Genomic DNA, 15,284 nt, shown 5'->3' on the forward strand with positions numbered 1-15,284 from the left:
CATTCACGGCTCTCTACGGCGAGGACGGCGATGGCACAGGTGATCGCGCACGTGACGATGTCGCTCGACGGCTACATGGCCGGGCCGGACGTGGACGTCACGCGCCCGATGGGACGCGGCGGCGAACGGCTGCACCAGTGGATCTTCGACGAGGCGAGCGAGGTGGACGCCGCGGCGGTCCGGCGGCAGTTCGCGCTGACCGGGGCGGTGCTGCTGGGCCGGCGCACGTTCGACGTCGGGGTGGGCGTCTGGGGTGACACGCCGTACCCGGTGCCCTGTTTCGTGCTGACCCACCACCCGGCGCCGGACCGGTCCGAACGCAGCGGCACGTTCACCTTCGTGCACACCGGCCTGTTCGCCGCGCTGGACCTGGCCGTCGCGGTGGCGGGCGAGCGGGCGGTGACACTGATGGGGGCGGACGTCGTCCAGCAGGTGCTGCGCGCCGGCCTGCTCGACGAGATCCACCTGCAGGTCGCGCCGGTGCTGATGGGCGGCGGCCGTAGGCTTTTCGAGCACCTCGGGACCGACCACATCGCACTCGAACAGCTCGCCGTCGAGCCGTCGCCGCACGTCACGCATCTGCGGTACCGAGTCGTGAAATAACAACGCCGGTCACTGGCCCCGGCGCGGCGCAGCGGCTACCTTCGGTCGCATGTCTGCCGGTGAGGTCCTGCTCTGGGTGCTGCTCGGCTTGGCCGCGCTGGCCATCCTGGCCTTCGTGGGCATCGTGGCGAAGTTCGTGCTGAAGGGCGCCCTGTCGTATGCGCGTCGCAAACCCGCGCAGGCGGTGGGCTTCTTCGCCGTCCCGGGCAGCCTGGCCACCTTCGTCGCCACCTTCTTCGGGGCGGGCCTGCCGCTGGCCATGGGCCTCGGGATGATCATCGGGCTGGCCGTATTCCTGCTCGTCGCGATGGAGCTGGGTTAGCCAGGACACACCGGTGCGGACCGGGGACACCCGCCCGGAAGTGATCTGACGTGTATGGTGGAGAGACAGTTTCTTGTTTGTGGTTGCTTCACCTGCCTGGTTTCAGTACACCGGGATCGGTTCTCCTTCCGGATCGCCGTTGGTTTACCGCTGCTCGAGACGGCCCATCCGGGCCTCGCAGCGAGCGTGGCCCATCCGTAAGAGGAGAACAACAATGGCTTCTGGTGTCGTGAAGTGGTTCAACGCCGACAAGGGTTTCGGCTTCATCACCGTTGACGGCGGTGGCGCGGACGTCTTCGTCCACCACTCGGTCATCCAGCTCGACGGTTTCCGTGAGCTGCGCGAGAACGAGCGCGTCGAGTTCGAGATCGTGCAGGGCCCGAAGGGCCCGCAGGCCGAGGCCGTACGCCTCGTCTGACCCCCTCGCCACGCCCCTGAGCGTGGCGTGACATGCTCTTTGTCCGGTTCCGCGGCGCGAACGTCGCGGAACCGGATGCAGTACCCCACCATTTTCGGTTCGTTACCTGTCGACTCTCCCCGGCATCACCGGGTCGAGAGCCTTCGCGCGGCGTGCCGACAGCGAAAGGCTCCAATTTGACCACCGCAGTACACAATTCGTCGGCTCACCCCGTGCGCCGTCGTCCCCGTCGCCGCCCCACGCAGACCGGCCAGCAGGCCGTCGCCAAGGCGATCCCCACCCCGACGCCGGTCGCGGCGGAGCCGGAGTTCACCGGCCCGGTGGCGACGAGCTTCACCGAACTGCCGCTCCACCCCCTGCTCTCCGGCGTGCTCGCCAAGCAGGGCCTCACCGTGCCGTCGCCGATCCAGGCGCGCACCATCGCCGACGCCGTCGCCGGGCGCGACGTGCTCGGCCGCGCCCGCACCGGCTCGGGCAAGACGCTCGCCTTCGGGCTGCCGATGCTGACCCGCCTGGCGGGCCGCCGCGCCCGCTCCCGTCAGCCGCTGGCCCTGGTGCTGGTCCCCACCCGGGAACTCGCCGCCCAGGTCGCCGCAGCGCTGACCCCGTACGCCACCGCGCTGAACCTGCGCACCGTGACCGTCGTCGGCGGGCTGTCCCTGGGCCGCCAGGGCGATCAGCTGCGTACCGGCGCGGAGATCGTCATCGCCACCCCGGGCCGCCTCAACGACCTGCTCAACCGTGGCGACTGCAAGCTCGACCAGGTCGACATCACGGTGCTCGACGAGGCCGACCAGATGGCCGACATGGGCTTCCTGCCCCAGGTCACCTCGCTGCTGACGGCCACCGCGCCGGGCGGCCAGCGGATGCTGTTCTCGGCCACCCTCGACGGCGACGTCGACCGGCTGGTCCGGCGCTTCCTGAACAACCCGGCCCGGCACTCGGTGGACCCGCCGGCCGGCGCGGTCACCACCATGGAGCACCACCTGCTGCACGTCGACGCCGCCGACAAGGACACGGCCACGGCGCACATCGGGGCCCGCGACGGCCGGGTGATCATGTTCGTGAAGACCAAGCACCGCGCGGACCGGGTCGCCAGGCGACTGCTGGCCAGCGGCGTCACCGCGGCGGCGCTGCACGGCGGCAAGTCGCAGCCGCAGCGCACCCGCATCCTCGACCAGTTCAAGTCGGGCCAGGTCAACGCGCTGATCGCCACCGACCTGGCGGCGCGGGGCATCCACATCGACGACCTCGACCTGGTCGTCAACTACGACCCGCCGAACGACGCCAAGGACTACCTGCACCGCGGCGGCCGGACCGCCCGCGCCGGGCGCACCGGCACGGTCGTCACCCTGGTGGTGGCCGAGGAGCGGCGGGAGACCGCGCGGCTGCTCGCCGCCGCGGGCGTCGCCGCCCGGACCACCGCGATCCGCCCGCACGACCAGGAGCTGTCCCGGATCACCGGGGCACGCACCCCGTCGGGCACCCCGGCCGTGCTGCCGACCCCGGCTCCGGCCGCGGCCGCATCCGGCACGGACGAGCCCGCCCGCCGCTCCACCCGCTCGCGGCGTGGCCGCCGGTCACGCTGACCGGACCCGCTCGCGGCGACGGAGCCGCTGTGTCATAGACGCCGGCCTATCTGATCGAGTTTTCGTAGATCGAACTCGATCAGATAGGCCGGCGTCGTTGTATGACCAGCCGGCCGACGCGGCGGGACACGACAGGGCGCGGTGGGACGCGGGCGCGTGTGCGGGGGTGAGGGGTGGGTCGGTTGCGTGTCGTTGTCGGTGTGGCGACGCAGCGTGGTCGCGTTTGGACAGGCCGCCGACCCCTGCGGCACAATGGCCGCATGACGCGCTGGCAGTACGCACGGCTCGAATACCGGTCCGCAGGCACCCTGGGCGCGGACCGCTTCATGGACTGGGACGCGGTCTTCCACGGCCCGGACGGCGTCGAGCGGTGGGGCACCGACGAGCGCTTCGACGACCTGCGCCACCTGAACCGGGCCGGCGAGTCGGGCTGGCAGGCGTACGACCGGGGTTCGGTGTTCCTGCACACCGAGCCCTACCGGCTGCACGCCGTCACCTACTCGATGCGCCGCCGGGTCGCCTGACGGCGACCTAGCTCAGGCGGTGCGGCGGCCCAGGTAGAGCAGGGTCTCCACGGCCAGCGTCACCTTCTCCGGCAGCCGCTGCAGCAGCGCCGTGAACAGCGCCTCGCGGGTCGCCTCGGGCAGGATCCGGTAGGTCGGCTGGGTCGACAGGTAGGACACGTAGTCGTCGGCCGACAGCGTGCGCTCCCACGTGTAGAGCCGCTCGGTCAGGTCGCCGAACTCCGGCAGCGCGGCCAGGTCCGGTCCCGGCCAGTACGCCGACAGGTCGGCGCCGTCGGAGGGCTCCTCGTCGATCATCGCGTGCGGGGCGTAACCGGCGTGCACCTCGCGGACCAGGGCACGCAGGTCGTCGTCGGCGATCCGGTCGAAGTTCCAGAACAGCGCGATCGTGCCACCGGGGGTCAGCGCCGCCGCGGCCCGCCGCCAGCGCTGCGAGCCGTCGGTCCACTGCCACGCCTGCGCGCAGAACAGCAGGTCGAAGGCGAGGTCGGGCTCGTACTGCTCCCACAGCGCGACCACGATGCGCACCGAGGAATGCCCGGCCAGCCGCTCGGACAGCAGCGCGGCCATCTTCGGGTCCGGTTCGACCGCGGTGATCTGCAGGCCGCGCGCCGCGAACGCGGTGGACGCCTTGCCGGTGCCCGCGCCCACCTCCAGCGCCTGCACCCCGATCCCGCTGTACGCGAGCACGTCGTCGACGAGGCCTTCCGGGTATCCGGGACGGATCCGGTCGAACTCCTCGGCGATCTCGCCGAACATGAGGCCCTGGGCGCGCGCGTCACTCATTCGCGAGAGCGTAGTGCCATCGCGGCCGCGGCGACACCCGGGGGAAATGATCGGACGACCTCGATCGGCCGTCGGAACCCGCTCCGGGCGCCTGGTCCACCCGGCGGACTCTGGCTGGGGCGCGCTGGTGGAAGCCGCGGCCCGCGCCGTGCAGATCGGCATCGAGTTGCTCGGGCCGCAGGCGCCCGCCGTGCGGGGTACGTCGGCCGGCTAGGGCCAGTCGTCGCCCGCGTCGAGCCGGCGCTGCAGCAGCGTCGCCAGTGGCATCGACTCGCCGTCGCGGGCGCCCCGGCCGACGATCAGCGGCGGGTCGGCGGGCGGGACGTCCGCGCCGACCAGGCGGGCTCGCAGGGACGAAGGCACGCCGAGCACGTAGTAGCGGCCGTCCTCGGTGATCGCGAGGGTGCGGTTGCGGTGCACGTACCAGCCGCGCAGGTTGGTGCGGTAGCGGCCGCCGCCGTCGTACGCGAAGGCCGTCAGCGCTGTCGTGCGCAGGCCGCGTGCGGCGGCCTCACGGGCGAACCGGGTCACCAGCTCCATCGCCTGCGCCGTCTCCGCCGCCCGCCGGCGCTGATCGGCCAGGGCATGCTGCGCCACCGCATGATCGCGCTGTGCGCGCCACTCCGACTGCTCCGCCACAGCCCGACCCTAACCCGCCCGCCCGGACGGCCGTCAGCCGATCTCCGCCGCGCGGGGCAGCCGTCCAGCGGTCAGTTCGCGGGCATCACCGCCAGCCACCAGTCACCGGTCAGGTGCTCGGCCTCCACGGTGATGGCGAGCAGGTCCGGATACGCGGCGGTCAGCCCGCGCGCCTTGGCGTCGTCGGAGGACGGGAAGAACTCCGACTGCCACGTCTGCTGCTCGTAATCCCACCAGGTCTTGACGTCCACGAGCACGCCGTTGATGCGCAGCCGCAGCACGCCGGGCGTCTGCGACCGGGCCATGATGCGCACCCCGCCGCTGCGCCAGTCCAGCGTGGCGGTGCGCGGGCCGTCGGCGGTGAACAGCACGCTGGTACCCGTCGCGTACGCGGGCCGGTCCAGCGGAGGCAGCGTCGCCGGCCGCTCGGGCAGCTCGACCTGGTCGAACCCGACCGCCTCGCCGACGAGCAGGGCGAGCACGCCGTCCGAGGGCGCCACGGTCGACGGTTCCGGCAGCGGGGTGTCCGGGGTTGCGGGGTAGCTGTACGCCACGTCCAGGTCGAAGGTGACCGTGACCGGTTTGCCGACCTCGACACCGGCGGCGCGCAGGGTGTCCGCGGCGGGCGTGAGCCTGCTGTCGAAGGACAGCCCGTCCGTCTCGCAGTCCACCGCGCCGAGTTCGTGGCCGCCGACCCACACTTTGATCGCCAGCGTCAGCTCGTACCCGGAGTGCGTGCAGGCGGGGAAGAATGCCAGGTCGAGAGTGGACGGGGTGAAGGTCAGCCGGCCGCTCCCGGCGGCGAAGCCGGCCTGCGCGCGCGCTGTGAGGTGGTAACCCTGGTGGTATTCGGACACCCCGGCCAGGCCGTCCGGTTCGCGGCCGGGTCCGATGGCGTACCCGGCGACACCGGCCACGAGCACGGCCAGCGCCGCCGCGGCGGAGGCGAGCCGGCTGCGTCGCTGCTGCACGATGCGCCGGCGTACGCCCGCGAGGCGCTCGTTGCCGGCCGGGGCGTCCTCGTCGATCGCGGGAAGGGCCTGCAGGTCGGGGTCGAGCCGCAGCCGGGCCAGGCCCTTGGCGGCGTAGCTCTTCACGGAACCCGGGGAGATGTCCAGCGCCTTGGCGATCTCCGCCTCGGTGAGGTCCTCAAAGTAACGCAGCACCAGCACGACCCGCTGCTGGCGGGACAGCCGGCCCAGCGCCCGCCACACCTCGTCGCGCTCGTCGACGGCGGCCTGCGGCGCGGCCATCGGCTGCTCGGGCAGCGACTCGGCGGGACGTTCGCCGTTCCACCGGCGTCGCCACCAGGACCGGTAGGTGTTGAGCAGCACCTGCCGCACGTACGGTTCCGGGTCGCCGTGGATGCGCTTCCAGGCCGACCACGACTTGACCAGCGCGGTCTGCAGCAGGTCCTCGGCCAGCGCGTGCTCGCCGGTGAGCAGATACGCGACGCGCAGCAGGTGCCGCGACCGCGCCATGACGAACTCGTCGAACTCTGCCGTGCCGGCCATGCTCCGCAAGCCTCCTGATCGCCGCCGTCAGCAATACGTACCGGTTGGACGGCGGCGTCGGTGGGGTGGTGTCGCGAGAAAATCTCGCCCGTAGGTTACGGGCCGGGCCGGGTCAGCTGCTCTGCTGCGGGTAGATCGCCACGTACCAGTCGCCGACCAGGCGTTCGGGCTCGACCGTGATGGTGATCGTCGCGCCGGGGCGTGGTGCGAAGCGGAAGCCGTTGTCGTAGGGGAACGCGGGATCGAGCGCGACGCCGCTGCCGCCTTCCAGCCGCATGAAGGGCGTGCCGAAGTCCAGATTGGTCAGCAGCGCGCCGTCGACGAGGATGCGCAGCCGGCCGGGTGTCTGCGTGTTCGCCCACACGGTGAGCGGCCCGGTCCAGGTGAGCGTGGTGCTGTGCGCGCCCGAGGACTCCAGCGTGGTGACCGTCGCCGGGTCGACGCCGCTGTGCAGGGTGCGGTCCAGCGGCCCGTGGGACGCCGCCGTGCCCGGCCACGGAAGGTCCGCGTACGGGGCGACCTCGCCGATCGCGACCGCGACCGTCCCCGCGGGCAGCGGATCGTCGCCGTGCTGGCCGAATTCGAGGTCCAGCGTCACGACGGCCGGCTTGCCCGTGATCAGGCCAAGCGCGGCCGGATCCAGCATGGCGAAGAAACCGTCGACGCCCATGTCGCCCTCGCCGTTGCAGAGGTCCATGCCCCTGCCGGCCGTCCGCCCGTTCACCTGGACGTAGGCGATCAGCGTGTTGAGCTCTCCCAGGTGGCGGCAGGTGAGGAACAGCGCCTCCGGGCGGCCGCTCGGCGTCCAGGTGAGCGCCGGGTCGAGGTGGGGCGTGTAGTCGTGCTGGGCGGACGCGGTCAGCCGGTAGTAGTCGACGTCGGCGAACACCCGGCCGCTCTGCGCGAACTGCGGCACCTCGACCGGGAACGCGGGCTCCGGCATCGCGCGGGTGCGCAGGTGCGGCAGCAGCGCGTACGCGGCGATCAGCGCCAGCGCGAGCAGGCAGGCCGCCGCGATCCCGGCGATGCTGCGGCGGCGGCCCTGCGCGATGCGGCTGCGCACCGCGGCCAGCCGCTCGTTGCCGACCGGCCCGTCGTCGTCGGGCTGCGGCAGCTCCCGCAGCGTCGGGTCCAGCCGCAGCTTGGCCAGCCCCTTGGACGCGTGCGTCTTCACCGAACCGGCGGAGATGCCCAGGGTCCGCGCGATGTCGGCCTCGCTGAGGTCCTCGAAGTAGCGCAGCACCAGGACGACCTTCTGCTGCCGCGGGAGCCTGGCCAGGGCGCGGCGGAGCTGGTCGCGGTCGTCGACGGCGGTGTGCGGCAGGGGCGCGGCCCGTTCGGGCAGCGTCTCGGTGGGGCGCTCGCCGTGCCAGCGGCGTCGCCACCACGAGTTGTACGTGTTGGCCAGCACCCGGCGCACGTAGGGCTCCGGATCGCCGTCGATGCGCCGCCAGGCCGGCCAGGACCGGGCCAGCGCCGTCTGCAGCAGATCCTCGGCCAAGCCGTGATCACCGGTGAGCAGGTACGCCACCCGCAGCAGGTGCCGCGACCGCGTCACCACGAACTCGTCGAACGTCGCCGTCTCGGCCATCCCCGTCGCCTCCTGATCGTCCCGGTCGGCAACTGTGACCGCTTGGCGGGCCGATCAGGTTGAACCGCCGTTCGGGCAGATCCCGGGATGGGTGAGGATAACGGCGTGGAGATGTGGAACAACCCGTCGTGCTCGAAGTGCGCTGCCGCCCGGGAGACGTTCGAGCTCAACCAGGTGCCGGTGACGCTGCGGCCGTACCTGGACGCGCCGCCGACCGCGGCCGAGCTCGCCGACGTGCTGGACCGGCTGGGCGCGTCGCCGTGGGAGATCTGCCGGCTGGGCGAGCCGGTCGCCGCCGAGCTGGGCCTGGCCGGGTGGGACCGCGACGAGGCCGCCCGCCCGCGCTGGATCGCCGCGATGGTCGCGTTTCCGCAGCTCATCCAGCGCCCGATCCTCCTGCTCGACGACGGCACCGCGATCGTGGGGCGTACCCCCGAAGCCCTGGCCCAGGCGCTGTCCACGCCGACCACCGACTGACATGGCGCAGGCGATCGTCCCGGCGGAGGCCGTCGGGACCGGGCCCACGCGCGCCCGGACCAGGTTCAGTGGGCTCGACCTGCTCGCGTTCGCGCTGCTCGGCACGGGGCTGCTCGCGGTGGCGACCCGGCTGGTGCCGCCCGCCGGGGCGGTGGCGACCGGCCGCCGGATCCTGCCCATCCTGATCTTCCTGGGCACGGTGATCGTGCTGGCGGAACTCGCCGCGCGGGCCGAGCTGTTCGACGTGATCGCCACCCGGCTGACCGGCTGGGCACGCGGCCGCAACGTCGCCCTGTTCGCGCTGTGCTTCGCCTTCGCCGCGGCGACCACGGCCCTGCTCAACCTCGACACGACGGCGGTACTGCTCACCCCGGTCATGCTGGCCACGGCGGCGCGGGCCGGCGTGCCCCCGCTGCCGTTGGCGATGACGACGATCTGGCTGGCCAACGGCGCGAGCCTGCTGCTGCCGGTGTCGAACCTGACGAACCTGCTGGCCGCCGACCGGATCGGGCTGTCCGTCGGCGGGTTCGCCGGAGCGATGGCCCTGCCGCAGGCCGCCGTGCTGGTCGCGGTCGGCGCCTGCCTGTGGATCTTCTACTGGCGCGGCAACCCCGCCCGCTACACCCCGCCCGCGCCGGTGCGGCCACGCGACCGCCGCCTGCTGCTGGCCGCGGCGGCCGCGTGCACGGTGTTCCTCGCGGGCGTGCTGTGGGGCGAGCGGCTGGAGCTGGTGTCGGCGGTCTGCGCGCTTCTGCTCGTCGCCGCGTACGCCCGCTGGGAGCGGGCCGCGCTGCGCTGGAGCCTGCTGCCGTGGCGGCTGCTGGTCCTGGTCACCGGCCTGTTCCTGACCGTCGAGGCGGTCGGGCGGCTCGGCCTGGCCGACCTGATGGGCGCCATGATCGGGGCGGACCCGGGTGCGGGCGGCGTGGTCCGGGCCGCCGTCACCAGCGGGCTGCTCGCCAACGTCGTCAACAACCTGCCCGCGTACGTGGCGGGCGAGGCGGTGGTGGCCGCCGGACACCGTGACCAGTTGCTCGGTCTGCTGCTCGGGGCGAACGTCGCCCCGCTGGTCACCGCGTGGGCCTCGTTGGCCACGCTGCTGTGGGCGCAGCGCTGCCAGGCCGCCGGGGTGCGCATCGACTGGGGCAGGTTCGCGCTGACCGGGGCGGTCACCGGGGCCGCCGCGCTGGCCGCCGGGACCGCGGTCCTGCTGCTGGTGCGGTGACTCAGGCCAGCAGGCTGTTCAGCTCGCCGTAGCTCAGGGCCCCGGCCAGCGTGTCGTAGGTGCCCTTGGCCAGCAGCTCCTCGGTCGCCCGGCGCATCACCGCGTACGCCGCCTCGGCCACCGACGAGCCGAGGCTCACCCGGGCCACGCCGAGCGCGGCCAACTCGGCGACGGTCGGGGAGCCCGGCCCGGCCAGCACGTTCAGCGGCGCGCCCACCCCGGCGACCAGCTCGGCGATGACGGCGGGGTCGGCCGTGCCGGGCACGAAGACGCCGTCCGCGCCTGCCGCGACATACGCCCGCGCCCGGGTGAGCGCGTCCGCGACGCCGCCGCCGCGCAGGAACGTGTCGACCCGGGCGTTGATGAACAGTCCCGGCCCGGCGGCCTCGCGGGCGGCGGCGATACGCCGGGCGGCCTCGTCCACCGGCAGCAGCGGCGCGGGGCCCACCCGGTCGCTGTCCTCCAGGTTGACCCCGGCCGCGCCCGTTGCGACCACCCGCCGGACCGTCTCGGCGACCCCGGCCGCGTCGTCGGCGAATCCGCCCTCGATGTCGGCGGTCACCGGCACGGCCACCGCGCCCGCGACCCGGGCGACCAGGTCGACCGCGCGGTCGCGGTCCAGCACGCCGCCGTCCGCCGCGCCGAGGCTCCAGGCCACCCCGGCGCTGGTCGTCGCGACCGCCGCCGAGCCCGCCTGCGCGGCGAGCCGGGCGCTGGCCACGTCCCAGGCGTTGGCCAGCAGCAGCGGGTTGCCGGGGGAGTGCAGGGCGCGGAAGGCGTCGTACTTGTCGATCGTCATGGGCCCAGTCCACCACGGGCCCCCGACCGCGGCTGGCAGGAAAACGACGTCAGCGCGCCCTGCCACCACGATGTCGTTTTCTCGCGAGTGCCCGGGTCCCCGCCCTGGTTACGGTGAAGTCATGCACGAGGACTTCGAACGCTGCGTACGCGCGGTGCACTCCCGCGACGCCCGCTTCGACGGCTGGTTCTTCACCGCGGTGACCAGCACCCGCATCTACTGCCGGCCCAGTTGCCCGGTGCCGCCGCCGCAGGTGCGGCACATGACCTTCCTGCCCAGCGCCGCCGCCGCCCAGCAGGCCGGATTCCGGGCCTGCAAACGGTGCCGCCCCGACGCCAGCCCCGGCTCGCCGCAGTGGAACGCGCGCGCCGACCTGGTGGGCCGCGCCGTCCGGCTGATCGCCGACGGGGTCGTCGACCGGGAGGGCGTGCCCGGCCTGGCCGGTCGCCTCGGCTACAGCACCCGGCAGGTGCAGCGGCACGTGCTCGCCGAACTCGGCGCGGGCCCGCTGGCGGTGGCCCGCGCCCGGCGTGCCCAGTCCGCCCGCACCCTGCTCGAGACCAGCACCCTGCCGATGGGCGACGTCGCCTTCGCGGCGGGCTTCGGCAGCATCCGCACCTTCAACGACACGGTCCGCGAGGTGTTCGGCCTGACCCCCGGCGAGCTGCGCGAACGGGTCGGCCGCGGCGCGCGGGCACAGGCCGCGCCCGGCACCGTCACGGTCCGCCTGGCGTACCGGGCCCCGCTCGCCGCCGACGAGCTGTTCGCGCAGCTCGCCGCCGATACGCTGCCCGGTGTCGAGCAGTGGCTCGACGGGGCGCTGCGGCGGACCCTGCGGCTGCCGCACGGCACCGGCATCGTGGCGCTTCGCCCGGCCGCCGGGCACGTCGAATGCCGGCTGACCCTGGCCGACCTGCGTGACCTCGGCAGTGCCGTCAACCGGTGCCGGTGGCTGCTCGACCTCGACGCCGACCCGGTCGCCGTGGACGCCGCCCTGGCCGCCGACCCGCTGCTCGCGCCACTGGTCGCGGCCGTGCCGGGGCGGCGGGTAGCGCGCGCCGTGGACGGCGTCGAGCTGGCGGTGCGGGCCGTGCTGGGGCGAGAGGCGGCGGCGCGGCTCGTCATGGCGTTCGGCGAACCGGTCGACGACCCCGACGGGGGCCTGAGCCGCGTGTTCCCCGACGTGTCCGCACTGGCGGCGGGCGATCCGGCGGCGCTGGAGGTCGCGCCCGCGGTGGAGAAGGCGTTCTCGGCGCTCGTCGACGCGGTGGCTTCGGGCGGGCTGGACCTGGGTGTCGGCGCGGACTGGGCGGCGGCCCGGCAGAACCTGCGGGAACTGCCCGGACTGGACGAGTCCACGGTGGAACTCATCGCCATGCGCGCCCTCGGCGACCCCGACGCCTGGCCCGGGACCGGGCGGCCCGGCGTGCCCGCCGACAGCTGGCGGCCCTGGCGGGCGTACGCCTTCGGGCACCTGGCCGGCTGACCGGAACGGTGCCTTGGCGGGCGGCGCGGCCCGCGATATCGTGCGCCGATGCGAGAGACGTCGATCAGTCGCGGCGCCGCCGGGATGCTCAGCGCGGCGCTGCTGGCCCTGGTGCTGGCCTACCTCTACGGGGCCGCCGCCTACCTGCTCACCGACGCGGCGTACTTCCCCGAGCAGTCCCCGCCCGGCTGGTCCTGGCCCGCCGTGCTGGTGACCATGTTCGGCTTCGTACCCGCTGCGGTCCTGCTGGTCTTCGCCTGGCGCGCGTGGAGTTCACCGCAGGTTCGGGCGGACCCGTTCACCCGCCGGCTGCTGGCCGCGGCCGGGGTGGCCACCGCACTGATGCTGCTGGTGATGGCCACGCCGCCCGGCTGGGAGCTGTTCGACTGGTACGTCAGCTGACCGGCTGCTGCTCCGGCTCCGAGCGGCGCACCGTGCGCTGCTCGGCCCACTGCGACGTCTCCGCGGCGACCAGGCTCTCCACGTTCTCGACCAGCAGCGTGTCGGCGCGCTCGCCGTCGTAGGGGACCGCGCCCGCGCTCCACACCACGGCCTCGCGCTGCATCGCGACCAGCGTCGCGCTGGCCCGGATCCAGCTCTCGCCCGGCCGGACCAGCTGCCGCAGCCCGGCCAGCACCGCGACCGCGGCACCGAGCACCGCGGTGACGGCGGTCGACGCGCCGAGCGCGGCGGCGGCGGGGATGCTCGCGGCGATCACGACGGTCACCCCCTCCAGGGTGTAATTCGTGATGCGCTGACGGCTCACCTGCTTCGCGTACCAGCGCAGCCGCTCCTGCACGCTCATCGGCAGCTGCGTGCCACCGGGTGAGGTGAGCCCCTGCCACCAGCTGCGCTGCGCCGTGCCGTCCGCCATCGCGTCCTCCCCAAAGTCCCGATGATGGTGGCACGCAACAGGTCCGGGGACCAGACGTGATGGAGATTCCTGACAGCGGCCCGGCTACAGGGGCGGGCCGATGGAATGCACGACCACGAACCAGTCCCCGGCCAGTTGCTCGGGCTCGACCGTGATGGTGACCATGGTGCCCCGGGGGAAGGCGGAGGCGGGTTGGTTGGCGGAGGCGTCGTCCTGCTCGTAGTCCCAGAAGTCGAGCGTCTGCACCCGCTTGCCGTCGACGAGGATGTGCAGGCGGCCTGGTGTCTGCGCACGTGCCTGCACCGAGAGCGACCCGAGCCAGGCCAGGGTGGTGCTCTGCGTGCCGGGCTTCAGCAGGACGGCATCGCGCAGCGGCTCGTACAGCGGCTCCAGCGGGAGCAGTTGCTTCGGCGCGGCGGGCAGCGGATACCCGGCGAAGGGCACGGGTTCGCCGACACCCAACACGAGCGTGCCCCCCTCCGGCATCGGCGCGGGCGCGCAGTCCTGTTGGAACATCTCTCCGCGCCTGATCTGCCGGTTCCGGCAGACTCCACTGACCTGGGTGGACACCACCGCCGGGCGGCCGGCTTCGGTGAGCAGGTCGAACCATTCGACCCGCAGGTCCACCCGGCGGACGTCGTTGCACGACGCGGAGCGGTAGTGCGCACCGTTCACGAACACCGACACGCCCACCGACGATCCGGGCAGGTCGTGGAAGCACTCGACGAAGATGTCCAGATCCTGGCCCGGCTCCGGAGTCCAGGTCAGCGTGACGCCCTGCGCGCGGGTCAGCTCGCCCGTGGTCGAGGCGAGGACCCGGCGGCCGTCGAGAAAGCGGGGCCCCGGCAGCTCCGAGGTCGCCGGTTCGGGCAGGGAATGGCTGCGCAGATACGGCGCGACGGCGTAGCCGGTGATGGCCGCCAGCACCACGACGCACACCGCGGCGACCGCCGCGATCCGGTTGCGGCGGCGCTGTGCGATCCGTTCGTGCACCGCGGCCAGGCGCTCGTTGCCGACGGGAGCGTCTTCGCCGACTGGCAGGTCCCGCAGGCTGGGGTCGAGACGCAGCCGGGCCAGGCCCTTCGAGGCGTGGCTCTTCACCGCACCGGGGGAGATGTGCAGCGTCTGCGCGATCTCGGCCTCGCTGAGATCCTCGAAGTAGCGCAGCACCAGCACCGTGCGCTGCTGGCGGGACAGCCGCGACAGCGCCCGCCACACCTCGTCGCGTTCGTCGACGGACGACTGCGGGGCGGGCCTGGCCCGCTCCGGCAGCATCTCGGTGGGGCGCTCGCCGTTCCAGCGCCGCCGCCACCAGGAGTTGTACGTGTTCAGCAGCACCTGCCGCACGTAGGGTTCCGGGTTGCCGTCCAGCCGCCGCCACGCCGACCACGAGCGGGCCAGCGCGGTCTGCAGCAGGTCCTCGGCCAGCCCGTGGTCCCCGGTGAGCAGGTACGCCACGCGCAGCAGGTGCCGCGACCGCGTCGCCACGAACTCGTCGAACTCCGCCGTCTCGGCCATCCCCGCGCTCCCGTCGCCGTCGTCAGGAACCTGTACCGGGTGGACCGGGAGGCTGGTTGCCCCTGCCGCCGATTCGCCGAAACCCTGTGTGGCACGTCCGACAGCAGACGCCCGACAGTCGCACGATGTTGACAGCGTCGCGGACACTACCGGTCATGCCGAGAACCACGCGACGTGAACGCCGGGCCGCGGCGCGGGCTGCCGCCGATGCCGAACGCGCCGCCGCGGTGGGAATGGTCCGCTAGCTGGTGCCTGTCTTCTGGTGCGGCCTGCTGGCGGCGGCGCTGGCGGTATGGGCCGGGCGCAGCGAGCGGCGTGACCTGTTGCTGGCGGCGAGCCTCGGGTCGGTGCTGGTGAACGCCTGCGCCGCCCGCATGATCAACAAAGCTCGCCCGGTCGCGGCGGGACAGTTCCCGGTGGCGTTACCGGGCCGGTACTACCCGATCCGGGGGACTGGTTCACCGGCGGCCTCGCTGCGGCGATCAACTGTCTGCCGTACCCGATGAATTCTCGGGCTCCAGGTCCAGGCAGATGCTGTTGATGCAGTAGCGGGCGTCCTTGGCGGTGAAGCCCTCGCCGTCGAACCGGTGCCCCAGGTGCGAGTCGCAGTTGGCGCAGCGCACCTCGACGCGCAGCATGCCCATCGACCGGTCCTCGATGTAGCGGATGGTCCCCGGCAGTGCCTCGTCGAACGACGGCCACCCGCAGTGGCTGTCGAACTTGGTCACGCTGTCGAACAGCGCCGCGTTGCAGGCCCGGCAACGGTAGGTGCCCGGGGTCTTGGTCTCCACGTACTTGCCGCTCCACGGGGCTTCCGTGCCCGCTTGGCGCAGCACGCGGAACTCCGCAGGGTTGAGGCGCACGCGCCACTCTTCCTCGCTCAGCTGGCTGACGTTCTGCTCCATGCCTCGACCGTACG

Annotated in this window: 17 protein-coding genes; 9 read left to right on the forward strand and 8 right to left on the reverse strand. The window is 73.2% G+C overall.

Annotation, left to right across the window (positions count from 1 at the left end):
- Positions 1–30: 30 nt before the first annotated feature.
- The 5 genes from F6W97_RS21815 to F6W97_RS21835 all read left to right on the forward strand — a co-directional run bounded on the left by F6W97_RS21815 (position 31) and on the right by F6W97_RS21835 (position 3,456).
- On the forward strand, positions 31–603 hold the full coding sequence (locus tag F6W97_RS21815; RefSeq protein ID WP_155372276.1) for a dihydrofolate reductase family protein: 573 nt from the start codon (positions 31–33) through the stop codon (positions 601–603).
- A 49-nt stretch (positions 604–652) separates the two neighbouring features.
- Positions 653–925 (forward strand): hypothetical protein, encoded by a 273-nt coding sequence (locus F6W97_RS21820; RefSeq protein ID WP_155372277.1) that lies wholly within the window; start codon positions 653–655, stop codon positions 923–925.
- Positions 926–1,139: 214 nt separating this feature from the next.
- A complete protein-coding gene (locus tag F6W97_RS21825; protein WP_120318694.1) occupies positions 1,140–1,343 on the forward strand; it encodes a cold-shock protein in 204 nt (67 codons plus the stop codon).
- A gap of 212 nt (positions 1,344–1,555) precedes the next feature.
- Complete coding sequence (locus F6W97_RS21830) at positions 1,556–2,932, forward strand: DEAD/DEAH box helicase (RefSeq protein WP_230686865.1); 1,377 nt, start codon at positions 1,556–1,558, stop codon at positions 2,930–2,932.
- 260 nt (positions 2,933–3,192) lie between these two features.
- Positions 3,193–3,456: a hypothetical protein gene (locus tag F6W97_RS21835; RefSeq protein WP_155372279.1), complete on the forward strand. Its 264-nt coding sequence runs from the start codon at positions 3,193–3,195 to the stop codon at positions 3,454–3,456.
- A 12-nt stretch (positions 3,457–3,468) separates the two neighbouring features.
- On the opposite strand, the gene F6W97_RS21840 is transcribed toward F6W97_RS21835, so the two are convergent.
- The 4 genes from F6W97_RS21840 to F6W97_RS21855 form a co-directional block, all read right to left on the reverse strand.
- Positions 3,469–4,242, reverse strand: a complete 774-nt coding sequence (locus F6W97_RS21840) for a class I SAM-dependent methyltransferase (protein ID WP_196279261.1) — start codon at positions 4,240–4,242, stop codon at positions 3,469–3,471.
- A gap of 210 nt (positions 4,243–4,452) precedes the next feature.
- Positions 4,453–4,881 (reverse strand): hypothetical protein, encoded by a 429-nt coding sequence (locus tag F6W97_RS21845; protein ID WP_155372281.1) that lies wholly within the window; start codon positions 4,879–4,881, stop codon positions 4,453–4,455.
- 71 nt (positions 4,882–4,952) lie between these two features.
- Positions 4,953–6,395, reverse strand: a complete 1,443-nt coding sequence (locus F6W97_RS40845) for a SigE family RNA polymerase sigma factor (RefSeq protein ID WP_230686866.1) — start codon at positions 6,393–6,395, stop codon at positions 4,953–4,955.
- A gap of 112 nt (positions 6,396–6,507) precedes the next feature.
- Complete coding sequence (locus F6W97_RS21855) at positions 6,508–7,986, reverse strand: SigE family RNA polymerase sigma factor (protein WP_155372282.1); 1,479 nt, start codon at positions 7,984–7,986, stop codon at positions 6,508–6,510.
- 111 nt (positions 7,987–8,097) lie between these two features.
- Here F6W97_RS21855 and F6W97_RS21860 point away from each other — a divergent pair, with 111 nt between their 5' ends.
- Both F6W97_RS21860 and F6W97_RS21865 read left to right on the forward strand, forming a co-directional pair.
- Positions 8,098–8,463, forward strand: coding sequence for an ArsC/Spx/MgsR family protein (locus F6W97_RS21860; RefSeq protein WP_230686973.1), 366 nt, complete (start codon positions 8,098–8,100; stop codon positions 8,461–8,463).
- A gap of 1 nt (position 8,464) precedes the next feature.
- Positions 8,465–9,688, forward strand: a complete 1,224-nt coding sequence (locus F6W97_RS21865; protein WP_155372284.1) for an ArsB/NhaD family transporter — start codon at positions 8,465–8,467, stop codon at positions 9,686–9,688.
- A 1-nt stretch (position 9,689) separates the two neighbouring features.
- On the opposite strand, the gene F6W97_RS21870 is transcribed toward F6W97_RS21865, so the two are convergent.
- Complete coding sequence (locus tag F6W97_RS21870; RefSeq protein ID WP_155372285.1) at positions 9,690–10,487, reverse strand: isocitrate lyase/PEP mutase family protein; 798 nt, start codon at positions 10,485–10,487, stop codon at positions 9,690–9,692.
- Between the two features lie 121 nt (positions 10,488–10,608).
- Between F6W97_RS21870 and F6W97_RS21875 the strand changes: the two genes are divergently transcribed.
- Together F6W97_RS21875 and F6W97_RS21880 are read left to right on the forward strand one after the other, a co-directional pair.
- A complete protein-coding gene (locus tag F6W97_RS21875; protein WP_155372286.1) occupies positions 10,609–11,973 on the forward strand; it encodes a bifunctional transcriptional activator/DNA repair enzyme AdaA in 1,365 nt (454 codons plus the stop codon).
- Between the two features lie 48 nt (positions 11,974–12,021).
- Positions 12,022–12,375, forward strand: a complete 354-nt coding sequence (locus tag F6W97_RS21880; RefSeq protein ID WP_155372287.1) for a hypothetical protein — start codon at positions 12,022–12,024, stop codon at positions 12,373–12,375.
- Here F6W97_RS21880 and F6W97_RS21885 read toward each other — a convergent pair.
- The 3 genes from F6W97_RS21885 to msrB form a co-directional block, all read right to left on the reverse strand.
- Complete coding sequence (locus F6W97_RS21885) at positions 12,368–12,847, reverse strand: DUF4231 domain-containing protein (RefSeq protein WP_155372288.1); 480 nt, start codon at positions 12,845–12,847, stop codon at positions 12,368–12,370. The genes F6W97_RS21880 and F6W97_RS21885 overlap by 8 nt on opposite strands.
- Before the next feature lie 84 nt (positions 12,848–12,931).
- Complete coding sequence (locus F6W97_RS40850; protein ID WP_230686867.1) at positions 12,932–14,365, reverse strand: SigE family RNA polymerase sigma factor; 1,434 nt, start codon at positions 14,363–14,365, stop codon at positions 12,932–12,934.
- A gap of 482 nt (positions 14,366–14,847) precedes the next feature.
- Positions 14,848–15,270 carry a peptide-methionine (R)-S-oxide reductase MsrB gene (gene msrB / locus F6W97_RS21895; RefSeq protein ID WP_155372289.1) on the reverse strand — a complete coding sequence of 141 codons (423 nt, stop codon included), beginning with the start codon at positions 15,268–15,270 and terminating at the stop codon, positions 14,848–14,850.
- Positions 15,271–15,284: the final 14 nt, after the last annotated feature.

Origin of the sequence: Catellatospora vulcania, assembly GCF_009720385.1 — a bacterium.
GTDB classification, from domain to species: Bacteria; Actinomycetota; Actinomycetes; order Mycobacteriales; family Micromonosporaceae; genus Catellatospora; species Catellatospora vulcania.

Excerpts from the sequence above, each read along its gene's own strand:
- F6W97_RS21860 (WP_230686973.1), top strand. The coding sequence starts at position 8,098 with ATGTGGAACAACCCGTCGTGCTCGAAGTGCGCTGCCGCCCGGGAGACG.
- F6W97_RS21840 (WP_196279261.1), bottom strand. The coding sequence starts at position 4,242 with ATGAGTGACGCGCGCGCCCAGGGCCTCATGTTCGGCGAGATCGCCGAG.
- F6W97_RS40850 (WP_230686867.1), bottom strand. The coding sequence starts at position 14,365 with ATGGCCGAGACGGCGGAGTTCGACGAGTTCGTGGCGACGCGGTCGCGG.
- msrB (WP_155372289.1), bottom strand. The coding sequence starts at position 15,270 with ATGGAGCAGAACGTCAGCCAGCTGAGCGAGGAAGAGTGGCGCGTGCGC.
- F6W97_RS21825 (WP_120318694.1), top strand. The coding sequence starts at position 1,140 with ATGGCTTCTGGTGTCGTGAAGTGGTTCAACGCCGACAAGGGTTTCGGC.
- F6W97_RS21820 (WP_155372277.1), top strand. The coding sequence starts at position 653 with ATGTCTGCCGGTGAGGTCCTGCTCTGGGTGCTGCTCGGCTTGGCCGCG.
- F6W97_RS21855 (WP_155372282.1), bottom strand. The coding sequence starts at position 7,986 with ATGGCCGAGACGGCGACGTTCGACGAGTTCGTGGTGACGCGGTCGCGG.
- F6W97_RS21815 (WP_155372276.1), top strand. The coding sequence starts at position 31 with ATGGCACAGGTGATCGCGCACGTGACGATGTCGCTCGACGGCTACATG.
- F6W97_RS21875 (WP_155372286.1), top strand. The coding sequence starts at position 10,609 with ATGCACGAGGACTTCGAACGCTGCGTACGCGCGGTGCACTCCCGCGAC.
- F6W97_RS21870 (WP_155372285.1), bottom strand. The coding sequence starts at position 10,487 with ATGACGATCGACAAGTACGACGCCTTCCGCGCCCTGCACTCCCCCGGC.
- F6W97_RS40845 (WP_230686866.1), bottom strand. The coding sequence starts at position 6,395 with ATGGCCGGCACGGCAGAGTTCGACGAGTTCGTCATGGCGCGGTCGCGG.
- F6W97_RS21835 (WP_155372279.1), top strand. The coding sequence starts at position 3,193 with ATGACGCGCTGGCAGTACGCACGGCTCGAATACCGGTCCGCAGGCACC.
- F6W97_RS21880 (WP_155372287.1), top strand. The coding sequence starts at position 12,022 with ATGCGAGAGACGTCGATCAGTCGCGGCGCCGCCGGGATGCTCAGCGCG.
- F6W97_RS21865 (WP_155372284.1), top strand. The coding sequence starts at position 8,465 with ATGGCGCAGGCGATCGTCCCGGCGGAGGCCGTCGGGACCGGGCCCACG.
- F6W97_RS21885 (WP_155372288.1), bottom strand. The coding sequence starts at position 12,847 with ATGGCGGACGGCACGGCGCAGCGCAGCTGGTGGCAGGGGCTCACCTCA.